Here is a 17981-nt window from a genome sequence, read left to right on the forward strand (position 1 = left end):
TCATTTTGTCTCCGGCAAGCGCGTGAGCGCGGCCGTCCGGCAGACGGCACGGCAAGAAGAGCGCCGCAACCGAGCCCCCCCGAGCTCTGCTGCGGCGTTCTTCCTGCCGTGCCCCCTTTCCCGGGTGCTTACGGGACCCTTGCCAGCTCTCTCCTCGCCCTCGTGTGTTGCGATCCGCATGCCACGTTCCGGGCTGGTAGATCTGGAACCTTTGTGCACGCCTGTGCTGGAGCTCTCGATCTCGCGCCGCGGTAGGCCTGGGCACATGATCATGTCCCCGCGAGACGCGAATCCCAGGGAAAACGAGCCGCTGCCAACGTGCGTTTCCGCCAGGGGCAGTCGCCCCACGTGCTGTCCGGCGCGATGGGATGGAGTGGCTTCCGGGACGCTGTGTGACTTTTTCACGCGCTGCAGGAGATGATCGTGAAACGTGCTGTTCCCATGGATTCATGATCATCCAGGCGAGCGAACTGGGTTGCGGCTTCGACGAGCGACTGGCCTGTGTTCCGTCCATCCTGCCTGGTGAAAAGAATGTCGAGGTTGCCTGCATGCGGAAGCAGCGCCAGCAGGTAGATTGACCGTATGGTCTGGACATTCGGGGCAACCGTCCTGGTGGCGCTGGCGCTCGCGGCGCTGGCGGCGATCGGGCTGTGGGCGCACCTCCTTTACTGGGTCAAGCGGCTGACGCTGCCGCTCGAGTACAGCGTGGAAGAGGCCCTGCGGACCGAGGATGGCGCGACGATCGAGATCCGCCGCGTCCCGCGCCCGGACGGCGCGGCGGCGCAGCCGGACCTGCCGCCGATCCTGCTGGTCCACGGGCTCGCCGCGAACCACAGGAACCAGGACATCCACCCCGATTACTCGCTCGCTCGCCACCTCGCCACGCTCGGGCGCGACGTGTGGTTGCTGACGTTGCGCAGCGGCCGCCTCCTCACCCGCGCCGAGCGCCGCAGCGTCCGGTTCTCCGCCATGGTCCGGTACGATCTTCCCTGCGCCATCGAGGCGATCCTGGAACGCACCGGCGCCCGTTCGCTGGACTATGTCGGCTTCTCCATGGGGGGCATGCTCCTCTATGCGGCGCTTGGCCGGAGCGTCGCCGGCGATCGGGTCCGCCGGGTCGTCCTCGTCGGCTCGCCTGGCCGGCTCACCACGCCGGTGCGCCTCATGCGCATCCTGCCGGGCCGGCTGTTGCCGGGCGTCCCGCTCCGCCTCATGGCGCGCAGCGTCGCGTTCGCGTCGGAGTGGCTGCCGACGCCGATCCATCACGCCGTGGCCAACCCGCGCAACGTGCCTCCCGGCGTCACGCGGCTCGCGCTCGTCAACTGCATCGAAGACATCCCAGCAGCGCTGAACGCCGACTTTGCCGCGTGGATGGCGAGCGACGGGGAGATCCGCGTGGACGGCGAGAGGGTCCTGGACGGCCTCGCCTCGGTCGCGGCGCCGGCCCTGTTCATCGCGGGCAGCGCCGACAGGATAGCCCCCGCCTCGGCGGTGCGCGCGGCGTTCGACGCATGGGGGCGCGATCGTCCGGAGACGCCGAAGCGCTTTCTCGTGCTCGGGCGCGACTTCGGAGCGCGGGAAGATTACGGTCACGGCGATCTGGCCGTCGGCGCCTATACCGGCGTCGAGCTCTTCGAGCCGATCGCTCGTTTCCTCGGCCCCGAGCTGCAGGCCGAAGACGCGCCGGGGCCCGAGACGGGCGCTGTGGCGCTGGAGGCCATCCAGGCGCGTCAGCCGACATCCGACGAGGCCGCTCCGATGCCGGATCTCCCGGCCGCCTGACGCCCGTGGAGGTCGAACGCGCGCGCGGGGAAGTGCGGTGATCGACGATTGCAGCGCGAAAGCGAAGAGGCGTATCCTCGGCGCCGGATCTCTCGGAGCCACGCGGTGGCCGGCCTGTCCGCCGAAGGATGTTCATGAGTCACCCCGGATTGCGCGCCAGATTCGAGCCGTCGTCGACGGCGCTCTGGCTGACGATCGCGGCGCTTGTCGCCCTTGCCGCCCTCGCCGCGTCCTGCGCGGGGGACTCGGCCGCCGCGCCGTGTGATGACGGCCTCACGCCGTGCGCGGGAGCGTGCTTCGACACGCAGGCCGATCCGGACCACTGCGGCGGCTGCGACGGCGTCTGCGCGAGCGGGACGCGGTGCGAGGCGGGCGTGTGCGTCGGCGGGGGCGGCGCGGGCGGAGCGGGCGGAGCGGGCGGAGCGGGCGGAGCGGGCGGCGAGCTGTGCGCCTCCGGCCTCGTGGCGTGCAGCGGCGGCTGCGTCGACCTCGCCACCGACGCCGCCCATTGCGGGGGCTGCGGCCAGGAATGCGCGGCCGAACAGCGGTGCGAGGGCGGCGCCTGCCGCTGCGCCTCCGGCTTCACCGCGTGCGGCGGCGGCTGCGTGGACGTGGAGAGCGATCCGCTGCATTGCGGGGCCTGCGAGGCCCGCTGCCCTCTCCACGAGACGTGCGTCGAGGGGGCGTGCGCCTGCGACGAGGGCTTCGCGGTCTGCGGCGGCAGGTGCGTCGATCTGGCCGTCGACCCGGCGCATTGCGGCGCGTGCGGCGCGGCGTGCGCCCCGGGGCTGTTCTGCCGGGAGCGCGCGTGCGCCTGCGCCGCCGGCGACTACGAGGACATCGGCTCGACGGTCCCTCGGCTCCTGACGGGCACCACGGTCGGCGCGGAGACCTATTTCCCGCTCGCCTGCATGGGAGTCGGCTCGACCCAGTTCGTCTACAGGTTCACGGCGGAGGAGGCCGGCAGGTACAGGTTCGACACCGCCGGGTCGAGCTACGACACCGCCATCGGCGTCCTGGACTTCGACGCCTGCGAGGAGCTCGCGTGCAACGACGATCACGGGGGAGCCGTGACGGGCAGCGCCTCGGTGGCCCTCGAGCAAGGGCAGAGCGTCCTCCTCGTCGTCTCGGGCTATGACGGCGCGCAGGGCGACTTCGCCCTTCACCTCGACCGGATGGCGCCGCCGGCGTGCCCGCTCGACACCCTCACGACGGCTCTCCCGCAGAGCGTCACCGGGGACACCTGGGGGCTCGGCGACGCCGTCTCGACGGGTTGCGGTTCAATCGACACCCCCGACGCGAGCTACAGTTTCACCGCGCCGCGCGCTGGCAGGTACGTCTTCGACACGTCCGGCTCCACGTTCGATACCGTCCTCGAGCTGCGCAGGGGGTCCTGCTCCGGGACGGTCATCTCTTGCAATGACAACGACGATGCCATGGGAGCCAAGACGTCGCGCCTCGTCGCGAGCCTCGCCGAGGGCCAGACGGTCGTCGCGGTCGTCGACGGCATCGACGGCGGCTCCGGGCCATTCACGCTCAACGTCTCCGAGTTCGTGCCGCCTCCCTGTCCGGAGCTCACGCTCGGCGCCACGTTTCCGCAGACGGTGACGGGCACCACGGCTATCCCGGATCGCGTGAGCGCCGTCCCGTCGCCCTGCACCAGCGACAGCGGCCCCGAGGCCACCTATGCCTTCACCGCGCCGGCGACCGCGCTCTACACCTTCGATACCTTCGGCTCCTCCTTCGACACGGTCCTGCACGTCCACGAGGGGACATGCAGCGGCGAGAGCGTCGCGTGCAACGACGACACCTCTGGCCGGCAATCGCAGGTGAAGGTGATGCTCCGCGAGGGAGAGACCATCGCCGTCGTCGTGGACGGCTACGCTGCAGTCGCCTCCGGCGCCTTCCAGCTCAACGTGAGCCAGACCTTCGTCCTCCCGTGCCCGCTGATCGATCTCGGCTCGACGGTGCCTCAGACGGTGACGGGGAGCACCGCGGATGCGGCCGACGTCCTGCGCCCGAGCTGCGGCAGCGGCGCCGGCGAGGTGACCTACCGCTTCACCGCGCCCGCGGCCGGCACCTACATCGTCGATACGTTCGGATCGAGCCTCGATACGGCGCTCTCCGTCCTCGACGGCAGCTGTTCCGGGGCCGAGCTCGCGTGCAACGACGACGCGCTGGGAAGCTCGCCGTCGCGGCTGACGCTGGAGCTCGACGAGGGGCAAACGATCGTCCTCCTCGTGGACGGCAGCGCCGCGGGCGCGTCGGGCGATTTCACGCTCAACATTGCGCCGTTCTCCGGCGGCGGCACCTGCTCGACGGCGATCGATCTCGGCTCCGTCGTCCCGCAGCTCGTGACAGGGAGCACCGCGGAGCGGCCCGAGTCCGTTCGCCCGGCCTGCGGCTCCTCGTCGAACGCTCCCGACATGATCTACCGCTTCACCGCGCCGGAGGACGGGCTCTACATCTTCGACACGTTCGGATCGAGCTTCGATACGATACTCCAGATCTTGAACGAGAGCTGCAAGGGGACGTCGCTCGGGTGCAACGACAACACGGACGGGAAGCAGTCGCGTGTCGCCCTCGGCCTGGCCGCCGATCAAACCGTCCTCGCCGTCGTCGACGGCCTCGGCACGAGCTCCGGCGACTACGTGCTCCAGGTGGACCGGTTCACCGGCCCGGGGACCTGCGCGACGGCGATCCACCTCGGATCGCCGCTGTCGCTCACCAGGACCGGCTCCACGCGCGGCCAGCCCGACGCGGTGCGGCCGAAATGCGTGTCCGCAGCGACCGTGTCCTCTCCGGAGACGGTGTTCACCTACACCGCCCCGATCCGGGGCACCTATGTCATCGACACGATCGGGTCGTCGTTCAACACCGTCCTTCACGTCCACGCGCGCGGCTGCGCCGGCACCGAGCTACAATGCAACGACGATCTGACCAGCTCGCAAGCGTCGAAGGTACAGATGGTGCTCGCCCCCAACCAGACCATCACCGTGGTCGTCGACGGGTATAACGGCGCGTCCGGCGACTTCACGCTGAAGATCGCCAAGCTCTGAGTCTGCGCTGGATGTGCCCTGGGGCCGGCCTGACGACGGCATCTGTCGCGTCGAGCCCGCGAGGGCGCCTCTCCGCGGCGCGGCGAGCGCGGTCCGGGCCGCGGCTCGACCTGCGCGCCGCCAGCCGAGCACCCCCGCCGGTTGCGGATGCGTCGGCCGTGGGCGTATCCTGGCGCGCGCCTCGTTATCCGCGCGCCTCGAGCGGCCACGCACCCCCAAGGATGGCTATGAACAGATCCGGATCGCGCCCCAGGCCCGCCCTGTCGTCCGCCGCGCTGCTCCTGGCTGCGGGGGGCGTCCTCGCGGCGTCCTGCGCGGAGAGCCCCAGCGCGTCGGGCGAGTGCCCTGACGGGCTGTCGCGGTGCAATGGAGAGTGCGTCGAGCTCCAGGCGAACGCCGAGCACTGCGGCGCGTGCGGCGGCGCCTGCGAAGAGGGGCAGCTCTGCGTGAAGGGCCGCTGCAGCGAGGGCGGCGGCGGCGAGGGCGGCGGCGGCATAGGGAGCGGCGTCGGGGGCGGAGAGAAGTGCGGAGAAGGCCAGACCGACTGCTCAGGCAAATGCGTGAACCTCGAGACCGACCTGCGGAACTGCGGCGATTGCGGCGTCGCGTGCGCGGAGGGGCGCGTCTGCGCGGACGGCTCCTGCGCATGCGCGGGTGACCTCACGGAGTGCGACGGCGCCTGCGTGGATGTGCTGAGCGACAGGCGCAACTGCGGCGAGTGTGAGTCCAGCTGCGCGCCTGCCCAGCTGTGCGCCGAGGGCGCCTGCGCCTGCCCTGCAGGTCTCGCGGCGTGTAAAGGCGCGTGCGCCGATCTGCAGACGAGCCAGCTCCACTGCGGCGCCTGCGGCGTCGCGTGCGGGCGAGGGGCGGTATGCCAGGCAGGCGCCTGCACCTGCGTCCTCGGGACGTACGACGAGCTCAGCGACATCTTCCCGCAGACGATCACGGGGACCACCGTCGGCGGCGAGACGAACTACGATCTCGCGTGCGTGGCCGCCGGCTCGTCGGAGCGGGTCTATCGCTTCACGCCGTCCGTGGCGGGGACATACACGCTGGACACCGTCGGTTCCACCTTCGATACGGCCATCGGGGTGCTGGGAGCGACCACCTGCGCTCAGCTCGCCTGCAACGATGACATGGCCACCGGGGTCCGCCAATCGAGGGTCCGCGCGGTCCTCGAGGCGGGCCAGCAGGTCCTCATCGTCGTGACCGGCTTCGACGGAGCGGAAGGCGATTTCACGCTCAACATGGTGAAGGCCGATCCGCCGAAGTGCCCTGGGTGGGTGATAGACGCTGCGCTCCCGGCGACCGTCACCGGCAACACCGAGCACTTCGGCGACGCGATCCGGCCGAGTTGCGGAGTCGCAGACAGCCCCGACGCGAGCTACAGCTTCACGGCGCCGGCGGCCGGGAAGTATGTATTCGATACCTTCGGCTCCGGGTTCAACACGATCCTGGAGCTGCACGACGGCGCGTGTGATGGCGACGTGCTCACCTGCTCCGACGACTCAGGAGAAGGGTCGCAGTCGCGCGCCACGGTGGAGCTCAGCGCCGGCCAGAAGGTGGTGGCCGTCATCGACGGCTTCGAGGGCGCGCGTGGGCCCTATACGCTGAACGTCGCCGCGTGGGCTCCGCCCGCGTGCCCCATGGTGGATCTCGGCTCCACCTACCCGCAGACGGTCACGGGCCGCACGTCAGGCCTCGACGACGTCCTCCAGCCCCCGCCGGACTGCGCCAAGGGCAATTCCCCCGAGGTCAGCTACAGCTTCACGGCGCCCATCGCCGGCCGGTACACATTCGATACGATCGGCTCGACCGTCGACACGGTGCTCCACGTTCACGACGGCAGCTGCACGGGCGCCTTGCTGGGGTGCAGCGACGACGCGGAGGGCTTGTCGTACCAATCGCAGGTGTCCACGCCCCTCGCGCAGGGGCAGACGGCGTATGTGGTCGTGGACGGCGCGTCCGGGAAGCACGGCGCGTACACGCTCAACGTGAGCGGCACCCCGAGCCCCCCGTGCCCGGAGATGGCGCTGGAGTCGGTCGTCCCGCAGACCGTGTCGGGGACGACCGTCGGCGCCGGCGACTACGTGAGCGCGCCGTGCGGCATGCCCGGCGGCGCAGACAGGGCGTACAGCTTCACGGCGCCGGCCGACGGATTGTACGTCTTCGATACGTTCGGATCGAGCTTCGACACGGTCGTCCACGTGCGCGCCGGCTCGTGCGGCGGGGAGGTGCTCGGCTGCAACGACAACGCCGTGGTCGTCCAGTCGCGGCTCGTGGTGCCGCTCGCCGCGGGGCAGGAGACCGTCGTCGCGGTCGACGGCGCTGAAGCCGATGCCGCGGGCGCGTTCACGCTCAACATCAGCCTGTTCGATGGGGACGGCACCTGCGGGAACCCCATCGACCTCGGCTCGACGGTCCCGCAGACGGCGATGGGCTCCACCCTGTTCCAGCCGAACTCGGCCACACCGAGCTGCGTCCCGTCGAGCGGCAACGACAGGGTCTATCGCTTCACCGCGCCGGCGGACGGGACCTACGTCATCGACACGCTGCCGTCGAACTTCGACACCGTCCTTCACGTGCACGACGGCGACAGCTGCTCCGGCCCCGAGCTCGCGTGCAACGACAACGCGGTCATGGCCAGCTCGCGCGTGACCGTGACCCTCACCGAAGGGCAGGTGATCACGATCATCGGCGACAGCCGGCGCGCCGCTTCCGGCAATCTCACCCTCAACATCGCCGCTGTCCCTTGAGCGGGGCGCGCCCCGCTCGGTGACCCGCCGGCCGGCGGGGAGCGGGGCGGCACGGCGGCTGTGGCGGGTCGGTCGCTGCGGCGGGCCCGGGGGGCTCGGGGGCCATGGGCCGGGGAGGGGAGGCGCGGCTCGGCGCGCGTGGGGGCAGGTGGAGCGGCATGGAGAGACAGGGAGCCATGGAAGGCGGCCAGCGCTCTCGTCGGTGAGCGACGCGGGCGAGGTACGCGGGCGAGGTGTCGACGCGCACGCCCTAGGAGTTTTCTTGAGAGCGGCGCCCGCCCGTGCGAGTCTCGGCCCCCTTGGGACTTGCGCCCGTCGTCCGGGACGCGCCCCTGTGATCCGGGTCGAACCATGCCAAAGGAACGCGTGTTCTCTCTCGATGCCGTTCGGACCGACGGCTGGTTCGAGCGCATAGGCGACGGCATCGGCAGCTTCCAGGCGCTCTGCGAGATCGTGGGCGAGGCGTTCTTTGCCTTCTCGATGATTACGGGCGCCCGCATCACGGCGCTCACCGTCGACCGCCGCAACCCGGACAACACCCTGGTCGACTTCGTTATCGCGCCGCCGGGCGAGGAGGACATCGACGGCGACGTCCAGCGGCTCACGCTCGCGGATTTCCGCCACCGCCTCGTCGGCGCCCTCCTCACGGAGGACACCACGCCGCCCGCGCCCGAGCGGGACACCGACCTCGAGGGCATCCAGCTCCACATCGGCGTCCGCTACCTGCTGCTCGCCCCGCTCTACGGCTACAGCCTCCGCAAGCTCGCCGTCGAGGGGAAGACCTCGCGCCTCCTCCTCCTGCGCGACGGCATCGAGGAGACCCACGAGCTCAACGAGTTCCGCGCCCGCATCCGCTCGCACGTGCGCGACGAGCTCGAGCGCGCGTCGGCCGGCGCGCGCTCCGCCATCGACCTCACGAAGGTCGCCGAGGCCGAGGTCGCCTCGCAGCGCGGCGACTTCCCGAAGGTGATCCAGCTGCTCGGCACCTGGCCGGCCCCGCTCGCGATCTTCCTGCGCACGCCCGAGGGGCAGATGCTCACCCCGGACGCCCGCAGCCTGATCGCCAAGGGCCTCGGCCTCCTCGGCACCGCGTGCGTCAAGCTCGGCGAGGAGCACCAGGGCGAGGAGGTCATGCGCCTCGCCGTCCAGTACGCGCACGACGGGGCCGCGGCCGGCGACATCTTCCGCCGGCTGGGCGAGGCCATGCTCGACGACGGCCGGGCGGGCGAGGCCATCGGCCCCCTCCGGCGCGCCGCCAACCTCGGGGCCCCGCCGAAGCAGATCTGGCCGCTGCTCGCGCGGGCGTTCGTGCAGCGCAAGAAGTTCGTCGCCGCCCTCGCCTGCGTCCGCGAGGCGCGGAGCGTGGGCGTGGCGGACGCCGACATGGTGGAGGAGATCCGGGAGATCGAGGCCACCCTGGGGACGGCGCTCACCGCGTGGCGAGGGCTGGTCCTGGCCGCGAACCGCTCCTAGGATCGCGGCCCGCGCGTTGCCCACCAGTTGACCGACCGCCTCCATTGACACCCCCGCGGCGGACGACTAGATCCGGCGCGGATTAAGCCGGGATCGCTCGGATTTTTGCTGCTTCAGGCAGCATCGCCGCGTCGCTCTCACCTTTTGGACTGCATGGTTCGGGGCCGCGGGCCCCGAGGTCTCGCCCCGAGACGCCGCGCGCCTCGGCGAGATGGTCGACCCCTCCAGGGGGTCGACGCGTAGGAGTGCTCTCTCGATGGCCACCTACATCCCCCTGTTCCTGCTGTTTCTCGTCGCCGCGATCATCGCGCTCGCGATGTTCACGCTGACGTCGCTGCTCGGCCCGAGGAACCCGACGCCCGAGAAGATGATCCCGTACGAGTGCGGCAGCGACTCGACGGGCGGGCGGTTCGTCAAGCCGAGCGTGAAGTTCTACCTGACGGCGATCCTCTTTGTCGTGTTCGACATCGAGGCGGTGCTCATCTACCCGTGGTCGGTCCAGTTCCGCACGCTCGGGTGGACGGGCCTCGCGACGATGAGCTCGTTCGTCGCGCTGCTCGTCGTGGCGCTCGTGTACGTGTGGAAGAAGGGAGCTCTGGAATGGGAGAAGTGAAGGCCGGTGGGCCCTCGACGCGGGTGATGGAGGGCTCCGAGCACGGCTTCGCGACCACACGCGTGGACGCGCTGCTGAACTGGGCGAAGAAGTACTCGCTGTTCCAGTACCCGTTCGTGACGGCCTGCTGCGGCATGGAGTACATGGCGATGGCGAGCCCGCGCTTCGACATGGCGCGGTTCGGCGCCGAGGTGCCGCGCTTCTCGCCGCGCCAGGCCGACCTGCTCTGGGTGGTGGGGACCATCAGCCAGCGCCAGGCGCCCGCGCTCAAGCGCATCTACGAGCAGATGGCGGACCCGAAGTGGGTGCTCGCCTTCGGCACGTGCGCCTCGTGCGGCGGCTTCTACGACAACTACACGACCCTCGCCGGCATCGACAAGATCATCCCCTGCGACGTCTACGTGCCGGGCTGTCCGCCGCGCCCCGAGGCGGTGCTCGACGGCCTCATGCTGCTCCAGGACAAGATCGCGCGCGGCGATCGCACGCCGGCGATCGTCAAGCCGCGCGAGGACCCGGCGCAGACGACGGAGCACCTCATCGCCCTCCAGCGCAAGGAGCGGAGCCTGCCATGAGCAAGAAGGTCCTAGAGCTCCTCACGGCGCAGTTCCCGGGCGCCGTCCTGGAGACGCACTCGCAGTTCGGCGACGACACGGCGGTGCTCGATCCCGCCGTGTGGCGCGACGCCGCCCTGTTCCTCCGCAACGACCCGCGGACCCTGATGAACATGTTCGTCGACCTGACCGCGGTCGACTACCTCTGGCGCGGCGACGTGCCCCGCTTCGAGGTGGTCTGCCACCTGCGGTCGCTCGAGCGCAACCACCGCGTCCGGATCAAGGCGCGCGTCGGCGACGAGGAGGGCAACGGCGCCGAGATCGACTCGATCGTCCCGGTGTGGAAGGGCGCGAACTGGTTCGAGCGCGAGTGCTACGACCTGCTCGGCATCGTCTTCAAGGGGCACCCGGATCTCCGGCGCATCCTGATGTACCCGGAGTTCGAGGGGCACCCCCTGCGCAAGGACTACCCGGCCAACCGCATCCAGCCGCTCATCCCGTTCCGGGACGTGCCGAACACCGGCAAGCTGCCGCCGTTCGGCCCCGACGAGGGCATGAGCTTCGGCCGCCAGTCGCACGACTTCGCGCTGCACGGCCCTGGGGCGTCGATCGACGGAGACGAGGCCGTGAGCAACGGCAAGCGCGCGGGCGCGCTGGAGGAGCGGAGCTGACCCATGGAACCCCTGGATCGCGAGCTGGACGAGGCCGAGCTCGACCTACCGAGCGAGCCGATGCTCCTCAACATGGGGCCGTCCCACCCGGCGATGCACGGCACGGTGCGCATCGTGCTCGAGCTGTCCGGTGAGACGATCAACAAGGCCGACGTGCAGATCGGCTACCTGCACCGCGGCTTCGAGAAGATGTGCGAGCGCGGCACGTGGTCGCAGGTCTTCCCGTACGTCGACCGGCTCAACTACGTCTCGCCGATGCTCAACAACGTCGGCTTCGCGCTGGCGGTCGAGAAGATGCTCGGCGTCACGGTGCCCGAGCGCTGCCAGTACTACCGCGTGATCCTCGGCGAGCTGGCGCGCATCTGCGATCACATGATCTGCAGCGGCGCCATGGCCATGGAGCTCGGCGCCTTCACGCCGTTCCTCTACCTGTGCCGCGCGCGCGAGATCTTCTGGGAGATCTTCGAGGAGGAGACGGGGGCGCGGCTGACGCACAGCTTCGGCCGCGTCGGCGGCATGGCGCGGCCGCCCACGGCCGACTTCAAGGCGATGGTCCGCGTGGGCCTCGCGCGCGTGCTCGCGCTCGTGAACGACGCCGAGAAGCTCATCCTCAAGAACCGCATCTTCCTCGACCGCCTCGACGGCGTCGGGCAGATCTCGCAGGAGGACGCGCTCGCGCTCGGCTGGACCGGCATCGTGCTTCGGGCGACCGGCGTGCCCTACGACGTGCGCCGGGCGAACCCGTACATGGTCTACGACCGCTTCGACTTCGACGTGCCGGTCGGCACGCGGGGCGACAACTACGACCGGTTCATGTGCCGCCAGGAGGAGATCCGCCAGGCGGGGAGGATCATCGAGCAGGCGCTCGAGCAGATGCCCGACGAGGGGCCCGTCAACATCGACGATCCGCGCATTGTGCTGCCGCCGAAGGAGGAGGTCTACACGACCATCGAGGCGACCATCCAGCACTTCAAGATCGTCATGGAGGGCATCAAGGTGCCCGCGGGCGAGTGCTACTCGTACACCGAGGCCGGCAACGGCGAGCTCGGCTTCTACCTGGTGTCCGACGGCAGCGGCACGCCGTACCGCGTGCGCATCCGTCCGCCGTGCTTCGCCACGACGCAGGGGCTCTCCCAGCTCATCACCGGGCTGATGATCCCCGACGTCGTGCCGACCTTCGGCTCCCTCAACATGATCGGCGGGGAGTGCGACCACTAGCGACGGCGCGAGGAGCGCTCCCGTCATCGACTTAGGAAAGCAAGGGCCCTCCGCGGCCCCGCCGGGAATCGAGAGCACGATGCCTACGATCAAGATCGACGGAAGGGAGATCCCCTTCGAGAGCGGTGACACGATCATCCGCGCGGCGCACCGCGCCGGGATCGACATCCCCCATTACTGCTGGCACCCGGGCCTCAGCGTCGCCGCCAACTGCCGGATGTGCCTGGTCGAGGTGATGCCGCCGCCGGGGCGGCCGGCGATGAGCCTCGACATCCTCCGCTGGGACGCGGCGAAGCAGGACTACGTGCCGGCGGCGAAGCCGAAGCTCCAGCCGGCCTGCCAGATGGCCTGCGCGAACGGCATGGAGGTGCTGTCCGACAACAGCGACCACGTGTCCGAGGCGCGCTCGGCGGTGCAGGAGCTCCTGCTGCTGAACCACCCGGTCGACTGCCCGATCTGCGACCAGGCCGGCGAGTGCCGCCTCCAGGACTACTGGCTGGAGCACCAGCGCAAGGGCAAGCGGATGCGGCAGGAGCCCGTGCACAAGCCGAAGGCGGTCACCTTCGGCCCGACCATCGTGTACGACGCCGAGCGCTGCATCGTCTGCACGCGGTGCATCCGCGTCTGCAACGAGCTCGCCCGGGATCCGGTGCTCTCCGTCCGCGAGCGCGGCAATCTCGGGGAGATCACGGTCTCGCCGGGGCGCGAGCTCGACCACAACTACACGCTCATGACCGAGCACGTCTGCCCGGTCGGCGCGCTCACGTCGCGCGACTTCCGGTTCAAGGCGCGCGTCTGGTTCCTCCGCAGCGCCCGGACCGTCTGCCAGGGCTGCGCGACGGGCTGCAACGCCTACCTCGACTACGATCCGCGCAACAACACGCCGTACCGGCACCGCCCCCGCGAGAACATGGCGGTCAACACGTACTGGATGTGCGACGAGGGCATGCTCTCGTACCGGCACGCGGTCGATGGCCGGCTGCTCACGGCGCTCGTCGGCAACGACGACGCGAGCCTCGACGACGCGCTCGCCGCGGCCAAGGAGCAGCTCGCCGGCCACGGCGACGACCCGCAGAAGGTCGCGATCGTCCTGTCGGCGCAGCACTCGAACGAGGACAACTTCGCGCTCTACCACCTCGCCACGACGTACCTCGGCGCGACCGACTTCTTCGTGTCGGGCAAGCCGCTCGGCCAGGGCGACGACATCCTCATCAGCGAGGACAAGAACCCGAACACCCGCGGCGCCGTGCAGATCGCGGCGGCGACCCCGCCGCGCCCGGTCGCGGAGCTGCTCCAGGGGATCGCGTCCGGGCACTACGCGTACGTGCTCGCCCTCGGGTCGGACCTCGAGGTCGACGCGGGCGAGGCGCAGCGGGCGTTCTCGCGGCTGAAGGGGGTGGTGACGATCGCCGCCCACGAGGGGCCGCTCGCGAAGGCCGCGCGCGTCGCGCTGCCGGCGTGCTCCTGGGCCGAGGCCGAGGGGACGTACGTGAACGGGAAGGGCCTGGCGCAGCGGAGCGAGCGGGCGCTGCTCCCGCACGGCGACGCGCGCCCGGCCTGGGAGCTCATCGGCCGGCTCGGGCGCGCGCTCGGGTACGAGACCGGGTGGAAGACCCTGGCCGAGCTCCGCCGCGCGATGCCGCCCGGCGCGGCGCTTGGTGGGCCAGCCGGGGCCGCGGCGCCCTCTGCGAACGCCGCGCCGGCGCCCGCCGTCGCCGACGGCGCGCGGGTCGAGCCGAAGAAGACGGAGGCCACGGCATGACCAGCGTCGAGCTCGTTCTCGCGATCGTCAAGATCCTCATCGTCGTCCTGTTCCTGCTGAACATGGCGGCGATCGCCACCTGGGCCGACCGGCGCCAGGGCGCGATGGTGCAGGACCGCGTCGGCCCGAACCGGGCGGTCGTCTACCTGCCGTCCCTGGTCGTGCGGGGCATCGTGTTCTTCCCGCCGGCGCTGCTCGCGGCCCTCTCCGTGTTCACGGCGACGCGCCCGGCGTCCGCGCCTGCCGCGGCCGAGACGATGGTGGCCGCCGCGCAGTTCGCGGTGGCCGTGGGCTGGCTCGGGCTGATCGTGTTCTGCGCGTCGGCCCGCAGCGGCGGCCCGATCAACCCGGCCGAAGAGGCGCTCGCCCGCGTCGAGCCGCGCAGCATCTTCTACGGGGGCGTCATGGCCCACGTCGCGGTCTTCTTCCTGACGCAGGCGGTCCCGCTCACGGCGGCGCCCGTCGTCGCGCGGATCGCGTGCGTGCTGCTCGGCGCGCTCCTGCTCGTGACGGGCGCCTATGCGGCGCTGCGCGTGCCCGAGGGCAAGATCCCGCTGCGGCTCCTCGGCACGCTCCACGCCGCGGCCGACGCGATCAAGATGATCTGGAAGGAGGACTTCATCCCGAAGAACGCCGACCGGCTCCTCCACTCGCTCGCGCCGCTGCTCGCGATGTTCCCGGCGCTCGTGACGTTCGCGGTCATCCCGTTCGGCGACAAGCTCTGCTTCGAGGACAACGGCGACGGCGTCTTCGGCTTCGGGGACCTCCCGCTGCTCAAGCGGACGGTCGACCAGGCGTTCACGTGCGGCGGCCACGTCGTGAACCTCCAGGTCGCGGACCTCAACGTCGGCATCCTCTACATCTTCGCGATGGCGGGCACCGGCATCATCGGCGCCGCGCTCGCCGGCTGGGCGAGCGACAACAAGTTCTCGCTGCTCGGCGGCCTGCGCGCCGCGAGCCAGATGGTCAGCTACGAGGTCGCGATGGGCCTCAGCGTCGTCGGGCTCTTCATCATCTACGGCAGCGTCCGGCTCGGCGACATGGTGCAGTGGCAGGCCGAGCACGCGTGGGGGATCTTCGTCCAGCCGCTCGCGTTCATCCTGTTCCTCGCGGCCCTCGCGGCCGAGACGAAGCGCATCCCGTTCGATCAGCCCGAGGGCGAGAGCGAGATCGTCGCCGGCTACTTCGTCGAGTACTCCGGGATGAAGTTCGGCATGTTCATGACGGGCGAGTACGTGGAGCTCATCACGTCGAGCGCGCTCCTCGTCACGCTCTTCTTCGGCGGCTACCACCTGCCGTTCCTGGACCGCGACGGCATCAACATCGCCTTCGGCGACGCGACGCTCTTCCAGTACAAGATGACCCACGTCGCCGTGAGCCTGACCTACGTGCTGGCGTTCTTCGGCAAGACGATCCTCATGGCGTGGGTGCAGGTCTTCTTCCGCTGGACGCTGCCGCGCTTCCGTTACGACCAGGTGATGCGGCTCGGCTGGACGAAGCTCCTGCCGCTCACGATCGTCAACATGATGGTCACGGGCATCGTCGTGCTGGCCGTCGACTCGGCGCCCGCGGGGCTCGTCGGCGGTCTCCAGGTCGCGGCGGACGTCACCCACGCGATCGTCGCCCTGGGCGGGTTCGCGGCGGTCGTGGCGCTGATCGCCGGCCTCCTCGAGCCGATCGAGCGCCAGCGCACCGTCAACTCCACCGCTTCCCGGTTCGCGGCGGCGGCGGGGGGCACCAAGGCGTCGCCGCAGCAGGCATAGAGGAGGATCTCACATGGCGAGAGCTACCCCCAGCACCACGTGGACGAAGCCGGCCGGCAGGCCGATCGCCGGCAAGCCGATCCCGCGCCCGACCCGGAGCGCCGACGTCCAGGCCTACATCCCCGAGGTGGTCAGGGGCCTGGGGATCACGATGAAGCACTTCTTCAAGAACACGAAGGAGATGGTGCTCGGCCAGAAGCCCGACCCGGTGCTCCACGCGCTCGAGCCGGGCGTCACGACGATCAGCTACCCCGAGGAGAAGCGCCCCTACCCGGAGCGCTTCCGGGGCATCCACCGGCTCACGCTGCGCGAGGACAACTCGCCCCGCTGCGTCGCGTGCCTCTGCTGCTCGACGGCGTGCCCGGCGCAGTGCATCGCGATCGAGCCGGCCGAGTACCCCGACGGCGATCGGCGGAAGGGCTACGAGCGGTACCCGAGCAGCTTCGTCATCGACGAGCTCCGCTGCGTCTTCTGCGGCTTCTGCGTCGAGGCGTGCCCCGTCGACGCCATCCGCATGGACACCGGCCTCCACGCGGTGCCCTACGACTCGCGCGAGCAGTTCATCTACCGGCGCGATCTCCTCATGAGCCTCTCGGATCGATCGGGCTCGCGGCTGACGGCGAACAAGCGCCACGAGCCGGGCGACCCGACGCACCCTGGCCTCTCGCGCGACCACGCGGATCACTGAGCCGGGCATCTCGCCTCTCGTCCGGCCGAGGTTCTGCTAGAAGGCCGGGTCATGGCGACGACGTACGGCTCCTTCGAGGCGGTCATCGGGCTCGAGGTCCACGCGCAGCTCCTCACCCGGACCAAGGCGTTCTGTGGCTGCGCGACCAGCTTCGGCGACCCGCCGAACACGCACACGTGCCCGGTCTGCCTCGGCCTCCCGGGGGCGCTCCCGGTCCTGAACCGCGAGGCGGTCCGGATGGCGGTGAGCGCCGCGCTCGCGCTCGGCTGCGCCGTCCAGGAGAGCAGCGTCTTCGCGAGGAAGAACTACTTCTACCCCGACCTGCCGAAGGGCTTCCAGATCAGCCAGTTCGATCGGCCGCTCGCGCTGCGCGGCCAGCTCGAGATCGAGACCGAGGCGGGCAAGACGCGCGCGGGGATCACGCGCGTCCACATGGAGGAGGACGCCGGCAAGAACGTCCACGGCATCGGCGGCCTGTCGGTCGTCGATCTCAACCGCGCCGGCACGCCGCTCATCGAGATCGTCGGCGAGCCCGACCTCCGCTCGGGCGCGGAGGCGGCCGAGTACCTGAAGCGGCTGCGCGAGATCCTGATGTTCATCGGCGTGAACGACGGCAACCTCGAGCAGGGCAGCTTCCGCTGCGACGCCAACGTCTCGGTCCGCAAGGTGGGGGAGACGAAGCTCGGCACGCGGACGGAGCTCAAGAACATCAACTCGTTCCGCTTCGTCGCCGAGGCGATCGACCTCGAGATCCGGCGGCAGATCGCGCTCATCGAGCAGGGCGGCCGCGTCCGGCAGCAGACCCGCGGGTACAACGCCGAGAAGAAGGAGACGTACCTCCTCCGCGACAAGGAGAACGAGTCCGGCTACCGCTACTTCCCCGAGCCGGATCTGCCGCCGCTCGTCGTGGACGAGGCGTTCCTCGCCGGCGTGCGCGGCGCGCTCCCGGAGCCGCCGGCCGACAAGCGGCGCCGCTTCACCGAGTCGCTCGGCCTCACCCCGTACGCCGCGTCGGTCCTGACCGGCCACCCGCGGATCGCGGCGTTCTTCGAGGAGGCCGCGCGCCTCCACGGCGACGCCGTGAAGGTCGCGAACTTCGTCCAGGGCGAGGTGCTGCGCGACACCCGGACGACGGGGCTCTCCGCGGCGTTCCCGGTCGCCCCCGGCCAGGTGGCCGCGCTGCTCCGCCTCGTGGACGAGGGCGCGATCAGCGGCAAGCAGGCCAAGGAGGTCTACATGGAGATGGCCGGCACGGACCGGGCGCCCGGCGACATCGTCCGCGACAAGGGCATGGCCGTGATGAGCGACGCGGCCGCGATCGAGGCGGTCGCCGCGTCGGTCATCGCCGCGAACGAGAAGCAGGCGGCGGCGTACCGCGCCGGCAAGACCGCGCTGTTCGGCTTCTTCGTCGGCCAGATCATGAAGAAGACGGGGGGCAGCGCGAACCCGGCCGTCGTGAACGACGTGCTGAAGCGGCTGCTCGACGGAGCTCCCGCCACGGGCGGGTGACGGGGCTTTCTCCAGGCGCAAGCGTGAAATAGGGTGCCGCCGGCAGGCGCCCTCGCCGCGCGAGCCGGGGCGCGCCCGGCGCCTCCGCCTCGCCGAAGCCTGGTTCCACGATCGCCCCGAGCGGGCAGGACATCCG

Annotated in this window: 13 protein-coding genes; all 13 read left to right on the forward strand. The window is 70.6% G+C overall.

The genetic code is table 11. The annotated features are described in order from the left end of the window. The first annotated feature begins 449 nt into the window (after positions 1-449). The 13 genes from WMF27_RS02810 to gatB all read left to right on the forward strand — a co-directional run bounded on the left by WMF27_RS02810 (position 450) and on the right by gatB (position 17845). A complete protein-coding gene (locus WMF27_RS02810; RefSeq protein WP_437761801.1) occupies positions 450-578 on the forward strand; it encodes a hypothetical protein in 129 nt (42 codons plus the stop codon). Between the two features lie 4 nt (positions 579-582). Further along, complete coding sequence (locus WMF27_RS02815; protein ID WP_437943793.1) at positions 583-1782, forward strand: alpha/beta fold hydrolase; 1200 nt, start codon at positions 583-585, stop codon at positions 1780-1782. A 134-nt stretch (positions 1783-1916) separates the two neighbouring features. Beyond that, entirely contained in the window at positions 1917-4841 is a 2925-nt protein-coding gene (locus WMF27_RS02820; RefSeq protein ID WP_437943794.1) for an MXAN_6577-like cysteine-rich protein, read from the forward strand. Positions 4842-5068: 227 nt separating this feature from the next. Then, entirely contained in the window at positions 5069-7597 is a 2529-nt protein-coding gene (locus tag WMF27_RS02825; protein ID WP_437943795.1) for an MXAN_6577-like cysteine-rich protein, read from the forward strand. A 366-nt stretch (positions 7598-7963) separates the two neighbouring features. Then, on the forward strand, positions 7964-9070 hold the full coding sequence (locus WMF27_RS02830) for a hypothetical protein (protein WP_437943796.1): 1107 nt from the start codon (positions 7964-7966) through the stop codon (positions 9068-9070). Between the two features lie 256 nt (positions 9071-9326). Then, positions 9327-9683, forward strand: a complete 357-nt coding sequence (locus WMF27_RS02835; RefSeq protein ID WP_437297602.1) for an NADH-quinone oxidoreductase subunit A — start codon at positions 9327-9329, stop codon at positions 9681-9683. 26 nt (positions 9684-9709) lie between these two features. Further along, on the forward strand, positions 9710-10255 hold the full coding sequence (locus WMF27_RS02840; RefSeq protein ID WP_437769906.1) for an NADH-quinone oxidoreductase subunit B: 546 nt from the start codon (positions 9710-9712) through the stop codon (positions 10253-10255). Further along, on the forward strand, positions 10252-10905 hold the full coding sequence (locus WMF27_RS02845) for an NADH-quinone oxidoreductase subunit C (RefSeq protein WP_437761796.1): 654 nt from the start codon (positions 10252-10254) through the stop codon (positions 10903-10905). Before WMF27_RS02840 ends, WMF27_RS02845 begins: the two co-directional genes overlap by 4 nt. A 3-nt stretch (positions 10906-10908) precedes the next feature. After that, entirely contained in the window at positions 10909-12123 is a 1215-nt protein-coding gene (locus WMF27_RS02850; protein WP_437744025.1) for an NADH-quinone oxidoreductase subunit D, read from the forward strand. A gap of 79 nt (positions 12124-12202) precedes the next feature. After that, positions 12203-13885, forward strand: coding sequence for a 2Fe-2S iron-sulfur cluster-binding protein (locus tag WMF27_RS02855; protein WP_437943797.1), 1683 nt, complete (start codon positions 12203-12205; stop codon positions 13883-13885). Further along, positions 13882-15648, forward strand: coding sequence for a complex I subunit 1/NuoH family protein (locus tag WMF27_RS02860; RefSeq protein WP_437943798.1), 1767 nt, complete (start codon positions 13882-13884; stop codon positions 15646-15648). The genes WMF27_RS02855 and WMF27_RS02860 overlap by 4 nt, the downstream gene beginning before the upstream one ends. Positions 15649-15661: 13 nt before the next feature. Next, on the forward strand, positions 15662-16336 hold the full coding sequence (locus WMF27_RS02865) for a NuoI/complex I 23 kDa subunit family protein (RefSeq protein WP_437761792.1): 675 nt from the start codon (positions 15662-15664) through the stop codon (positions 16334-16336). Positions 16337-16387: 51 nt separating this feature from the next. After that, positions 16388-17845, forward strand: coding sequence for an Asp-tRNA(Asn)/Glu-tRNA(Gln) amidotransferase subunit GatB (gatB, locus tag WMF27_RS02870; protein ID WP_437761791.1), 1458 nt, complete (start codon positions 16388-16390; stop codon positions 17843-17845). Positions 17846-17981: the final 136 nt, after the last annotated feature.

Source organism: Sorangium sp. So ce281 (assembly GCF_051527395.1).
GTDB lineage: Bacteria > Myxococcota_A > Polyangia > Polyangiales > Polyangiaceae > Sorangium > Sorangium cellulosum_B.

Excerpts from the sequence above, each read along its gene's own strand:
- WMF27_RS02810 (WP_437761801.1), top strand. The coding sequence starts at position 450 with ATGATCATCCAGGCGAGCGAACTGGGTTGCGGCTTCGACGAGCGACTG.
- WMF27_RS02815 (WP_437943793.1), top strand. The coding sequence starts at position 583 with ATGGTCTGGACATTCGGGGCAACCGTCCTGGTGGCGCTGGCGCTCGCG.
- WMF27_RS02820 (WP_437943794.1), top strand. The coding sequence starts at position 1,917 with ATGAGTCACCCCGGATTGCGCGCCAGATTCGAGCCGTCGTCGACGGCG.
- WMF27_RS02825 (WP_437943795.1), top strand. The coding sequence starts at position 5,069 with ATGAACAGATCCGGATCGCGCCCCAGGCCCGCCCTGTCGTCCGCCGCG.
- WMF27_RS02835 (WP_437297602.1), top strand. The coding sequence starts at position 9,327 with ATGGCCACCTACATCCCCCTGTTCCTGCTGTTTCTCGTCGCCGCGATC.
- WMF27_RS02840 (WP_437769906.1), top strand. The coding sequence starts at position 9,710 with ATGGAGGGCTCCGAGCACGGCTTCGCGACCACACGCGTGGACGCGCTG.
- WMF27_RS02845 (WP_437761796.1), top strand. The coding sequence starts at position 10,252 with ATGAGCAAGAAGGTCCTAGAGCTCCTCACGGCGCAGTTCCCGGGCGCC.
- WMF27_RS02850 (WP_437744025.1), top strand. The coding sequence starts at position 10,909 with ATGGAACCCCTGGATCGCGAGCTGGACGAGGCCGAGCTCGACCTACCG.
- WMF27_RS02855 (WP_437943797.1), top strand. The coding sequence starts at position 12,203 with ATGCCTACGATCAAGATCGACGGAAGGGAGATCCCCTTCGAGAGCGGT.
- WMF27_RS02860 (WP_437943798.1), top strand. The coding sequence starts at position 13,882 with ATGACCAGCGTCGAGCTCGTTCTCGCGATCGTCAAGATCCTCATCGTC.
- WMF27_RS02865 (WP_437761792.1), top strand. The coding sequence starts at position 15,662 with ATGGCGAGAGCTACCCCCAGCACCACGTGGACGAAGCCGGCCGGCAGG.
- gatB (WP_437761791.1), top strand. The coding sequence starts at position 16,388 with ATGGCGACGACGTACGGCTCCTTCGAGGCGGTCATCGGGCTCGAGGTC.